The sequence below is a fragment of the Hydrocoleum sp. CS-953 genome (assembly GCF_002260545.1).
In the GTDB taxonomy this organism is placed as follows: domain Bacteria; phylum Cyanobacteriota; class Cyanobacteriia; order Cyanobacteriales; family Microcoleaceae; genus Trichodesmium.
Genome location: NZ_LGSU01000057.1, coordinates 1 through 1747, shown reverse-complemented (window position 1 = coordinate 1747; position 1747 = coordinate 1). Strand labels below are relative to the sequence as shown.

The following is a 1747-nucleotide window of genomic DNA, read 5'->3' as shown; positions in this document are numbered from 1 at the left end:
CTTATAAAGCTGAGATGGTAGGGATAAAAGTAATTATTACTGAAGAATCTTATACGTCAAAAGCAAGTTTTATAGATAATGATTTGATTCCAGTTTATAAAAAAGGTAAGAAAAATCAGGTCACTTTTTCCGGAAAAAGAGTAAAAAGAGGTTTGTATCGTACTGCCAGCAAAGGATTAATCAATGCTGATGTGAATGGCGCTCTGAACATAATGAAAAAAGCAGCTCCCTTTTGTCTTTGACCATGGGATAGAGGAGCCAGTGCGTTGGGCGGGTCCCCCGACTTGAAGCAACTGGCGTGGTGTTGTAGTGCCTCCTGCGGAGGAGCTTCGCTAATACCCAGTTAGGGTAACACCTGCAAAGTAAGAATATGTCATATTTGGCTATATTTTTATGAACTATATGCCCCACACTGGCACTTATGGTTTTTAGTATGGGGTGGAGGAATTTAGTTTATATTAGCGGAACTATGGTTAATTTCCTTTGAGAATTTGTTTTCGATAACTAACTGACTCAATGGTAATTGTCCTGGTTTTGGCAAAATGACGTACCTTACAAAGATTATCCTGCAAATAAATTGCAGAAAAGTAGTAACTTCTATGGGTTAGAGAAACCTTGTAAAAAAGCAGATGCAATATTAAATGCAGGATTATCTACAGCTTCCTGTAGAGCGGTTAAGCTAGTAGACTTAACCGCACNTGTTTTCGATAACTAACTGACTCAATGGTAATTGTCCTGGTTTTGGCAAAATGACGTACCTTACAAAGATTATCCTGCAAATAAATTGCAGAAAAGTAGTAACTTCTATGGGTTAGAGAAACCTTGTAAAAAAGCAGATGCAATATTAAATGCAGGATTATCTACAGCTTCCTGTAGAGCGGTTAAGCTAGTAGACTTAACCGCACTGATAATTCTCTTCTTCAAACTAGGTTTTTGGTCGATCATTTCCGCAAACTTCTTCCCTACTTCTCGCTCACTTAGAGTCTTAGTCGGATAAGTATCTTGAAGTTGGTTTAGTAAATCTTGAATTTCCTTGGCAACTTCAGCCATTGTCTTCTGCTGTTCAGAGTAGTAGTTTTTTTTGTTTGCCAATAGCAGATTGTTTTCCGGTATTAGAAGCATTTCCTTGATTTATGAAATTGATGTTGTAATCTGACATAATTTAGATTTCCTTTGTGAACTAAAGATCGACTAATTTTTAGTTTAACTGATTCAAAAAATATTGTGTTTTTTCCTTTTATTAAAAGACATATTTATATGAAAACTATCTCCAGCTTCAACACTTATCTTTGACCTTACATATAATCCTAACTGGACTATCAAAAATAATTGGAAAAATTTCTAAAATCACAGGCTTTTCGGAGTAGTTTTAGCTTTAGATATTGCTGGATTTATTGAAACTATTCCTGGAGAAGCTCCACCTACTCAACCAGAGTCAGCACTTTTAGCAGTTCGGGTNGACATATTTATATGAAAACTATCTCCAGCTTCAACACTTATCTTTGACCTTACATATAATCCTAACTGGACTATCAAAAATAATTGGAAAAATTTCTAAAATCACAGGCATTCCCACAAAAAACAAAAATAATAAAATCACAATTCTATATATTATTGGTGCCTGACCAATTTTATTATTTTTGCTAGTTTTTTTGTTAAATTATTTTGTTCTATCTGTTTTTTTTGCTCTCTCTTATAAACCTCCACTATATCTTCATTTTTAGTAATTTCTTGGTAAGCTTTATAT

Annotated in this window: 1 protein-coding gene and 1 pseudogene; one reads left to right on the top strand and one right to left on the bottom strand. The window is 34.4% G+C overall.

The features are described 5' to 3' along the window. Window positions 1–242: pseudogene (locus AFK68_RS00320) on the top strand (RNA-guided endonuclease TnpB family protein); the annotation flags it as partial. A 562-nt stretch (window positions 243–804) separates the two neighbouring features. Here AFK68_RS00320 and AFK68_RS00310 read toward each other — a convergent pair. After that, on the bottom strand, window positions 805–1050 hold the full coding sequence (locus AFK68_RS00310) for a hypothetical protein (RefSeq protein ID WP_094670736.1): 246 nt from the start codon (window positions 1048–1050) through the stop codon (window positions 805–807). Between the last annotated feature and the right edge of the window lie 697 nt (window positions 1051–1747).